Raw genomic sequence first — 3,197 nt, 5'->3', positions numbered from 1 at the left:
AATATTCCATTCGACTTCACCGAGGCCACGGTCGGAAACGTCCAGTTGGGAAGCGAGAACGGGTCCGGTGAACTGCTTGATCAGTTTCGGTTCTGCCGTACTGACTTCGACCATTTCGACTTCTCGGATCACCACTCGTACTTAGAGCGGAACGACTGGGTTCTACACGAGTTCAGCGGGAACAACGCGACTGGCGATTTCAGCGTGGAAATGACTCCCGAGGTGATTGAAGAGACCTACCGGAAAGCAATGACGAGTGCCAACGACGTCGGCGATACGCCCGCGAGTCGCGAGTTCGAATACAAGCGGTTCCACTACAACCGGCGAAAAAATCTCAGTCTCATCAGAGACGAATACTCGCTGGACGCAACGACGAAGGCAAAGAAGGGGGCTAGTGTCGTCCTGAACCGTGTGATGCAGTTTACTTGTGGCTACGGGAATCGACTCCCGCGGATTGCTGCGCTTACGTTTCTTCTTCCACTCGTATACGGTATCTTGTATGTCTTCGGAGGCCCCTTGGAGACTGGGGCAGGCGTTGTCTGGAATGCCGAGGACCAGCTGGCAGTAATAGGAAATGGCATCTACTACTCATACATTTCCTTTTCTACCATCGGCTACGGCGGAATCGGTCCTATCGGGTGGGGAGCGAAGCTCCTCGCGGCGAGTCAGGGGATGCTCAATGGACTCCTGTTCACGCTGCTCACGTTTACCCTGTTCAAGCGGGTGCTTGGTGGGAGTTAGCCACGCCAGAAAGGTAGTTGAACACGTCCACCGAGCACTGAAGCTACCGAAAACCGACCCCGCCAAGGTACAATCCGTTAATTGACACTGAACAACATATTTGATCCAGCACTGCCATCATCAAACCACTACTGCTCACGCGTGCATACACACCACCGCTTCCGGTGAAAAACCACCAGACTACAGTAGTATTTACACTCGAAACACGGTGTGGTGAACCTGGGATGAGACCATACTCAGCGCAGGAATGACCTACACTTCAAGTCACTCTATCGGTTCGACCTCGAAGGTCAGCAAATGTGATCGAAGACGGGCGTAGGCCCCGTCTCCGTCAGTGGTGACGCAGTACCGATTTGGCCTTGCCTGACGAGGATTGCCGTCGTTCTCTTGCCACGCCGCCAGCGTGAACTCAAGCGCCTCCAACTCGCTGTCAGCACCCTCAAAGACGGCCGCGACCGATGGCGTCCCGTGGTTGTCAGCGATATATGCGACCTTGACAGCGTCGTGGTTGGCGTCAAGTTTCGTCCACCCATCGAGTTTGTCTGGCGGGTCCTCGGCGAACTGCTCGATTTCGCGCTGGGTCAGTTCGGCTTCTGCGGCGTCGCGCCACGCTTGCTTGATGTCCTCGGCTTGGGACCGCTCGATCTCCTGAAGGACATCGGTGTCGATACACTCTCTGGCCCACGCAAGCACGGTCTTGCCTTTCTCGTGCCTCTCCTCGGGTTCGCCGTCCAGCTGTCCGAAGTTCATCTCTTGGGGCGACATCAAGAGAACTGACGACCGCCAGTAACCGGGGTCAGCGTCGCATTCCTCGTCGGCATCGGGAGCCCACGACTCCATCGAGGTTCGGACTTCCTCGTGGTGCCCGAAGCCAGTTCGGACGCCGCTGGCGCGTAAGATACGTTCCGCAAGGTCGATGGTTCGCTCGTGCTCGTCAGCGGGTACTTCATCGGGGCGAGTGACGTCGGCGTAGAACGGTAAGCCGACTTTGCTGATGATGGCTCCTTCGTAGTTTGGACTGAGCGGCGGTTCATCGACGAAGATCGGGTCAAACGATGGTTCGGCTGTCGGCAACATACTGGAAAGCCTCCAGCCACCGAGGCGGCACAAAATCGCCCTGCGGCGGAGTCTGGTCTAGAGGTACTGGTCGGCGGTGTCGCCGTGGTTCGCTTCCAGGGCTTCCCAGTCCGCCATCGCGTCGTACTCTGGCCGGACCTCTCCATCCGAGAGCATATCGTCGACGAAGGCTTGGACTTGTTCATCGACGGGCGCGCCCTGCAGGTCGCGCTCCCGAGCGATAAACTGGATACTACAGAACGAGCGTCCGTCTGCTGCAAGTTGCCAGAGCAGGAGCTTTCGGTTCTGGTAGGTTGCGAGTTCGGTCAGCAATGCGTCGTCTGGTGGGTTGGACATCGTGTGGAGCCTCCGGCTGCGAGGGCTGCGCAAACCGAACATTGTGGGCAATAGCTCAATCGCCAACATGATGTATTAGAACAAACAGGAGGCCTGAGTTCAGTTAGATAAACAGATATCTCATGTGGTACAGGATAGCTGACCTGAATAATTTCAGCTGCGATGTTATGTTTAATCTGTCCCTTTTCATGAGAGCCTCCAGATGAGACTTCCAACGCAAACACCTACACAGGCGGCGTAATTCAACTCTGATAGTGCCTGTCTTGCTGTATCGGTCGTGGAGAAGTGGGACCCCCCGGTTTTCACGAGAGTTAATATGGACCAGTTAACCGGAATTTTGTTCCCCACCCCCCACATTTCACGAGAGTTCAAGAATAGCAGCGCAGCTCCTAACTCATGAAATGTGGGGTGTAGTATGAACAGAGCAGGTCATCAATTGTGTAGTAACTCAGAGAAAGCACGGAGTCCAGACAGTGAGTGGAGAGGGATTGATGGTCTCTCAGTGAATCAAATGAAGAGCAACGCGACCGTAGATTCCTATGGATATAGGCTACTAGCGATGGATGTCGTTTGTTAGCGACAATCCATGAGAAGTTGATGTCTCCTTACTCATGCAGGTTGATCTCTCCCCCTCCCCCCATATTTCATGAGAGTTGCTGTAGGGGAGGGAAGAAATAATGTCTGACGTTTCTTGCTGGGACCTCGCTAGAGAATTAAACTGGACCTAATGTATTACGGATCCTGTTCTAATCCATCTGTGTTAAATCTTCTTCTCATTCAAAGTTTCATTTTGCCCTCTCTTCCCCTCCTCTCTAACGATACTCTCGTGAAATCTGGGGGGAGGGGGTTAGTGCAAAACGTCCCAACTCATATGAAAACCGACGCATATGTCTCATGAAGCAGTGGGGGCATCTCATGAAACAAATGAGTCCCATGAAGCGGTGGTTTTATTTCACATAGATTGTATCTATCGGGTATACGATGGGACTCGAACCGTTCTCTCCTGACTCCACTATCTTCCGAGACGAATCGGTCCTACGGGA

General features: G+C 53.9%; 3 protein-coding genes. 1 reads left to right on the top strand and 2 read right to left on the bottom strand.

The window, feature by feature from the left end; all coding sequences use genetic code 11:
- Positions 1-741: ion channel (locus G9463_RS23435; protein WP_240150141.1), on the top strand; the 741-nt coding region annotated here is incomplete at its 5' end.
- 264 nt (positions 742-1,005) lie between these two features.
- On the opposite strand, the gene G9463_RS23430 is transcribed toward G9463_RS23435, so the two are convergent.
- Both G9463_RS23430 and G9463_RS23425 read right to left on the bottom strand, forming a co-directional pair.
- Positions 1,006-1,818 carry a hypothetical protein gene (locus G9463_RS23430; protein WP_165897975.1) on the bottom strand — a complete coding sequence of 271 codons (813 nt, stop codon included), beginning with the start codon at positions 1,816-1,818 and terminating at the stop codon, positions 1,006-1,008.
- Between the two features lie 57 nt (positions 1,819-1,875).
- A complete protein-coding gene (locus tag G9463_RS23425; protein WP_165897974.1) occupies positions 1,876-2,154 on the bottom strand; it encodes a hypothetical protein in 279 nt (92 codons plus the stop codon).
- Between the last annotated feature and the right edge of the window lie 1,043 nt (positions 2,155-3,197).

The organism is Haloarcula sp. JP-Z28 (assembly GCF_011440255.1).
Classification (GTDB): Archaea; Halobacteriota; Halobacteria; order Halobacteriales; family Haloarculaceae; genus Haloarcula; species Haloarcula marismortui.
Note: the sequence above shows the minus strand (reverse complement) of the source record. Positions and strands in the feature narration are given on the sequence as shown.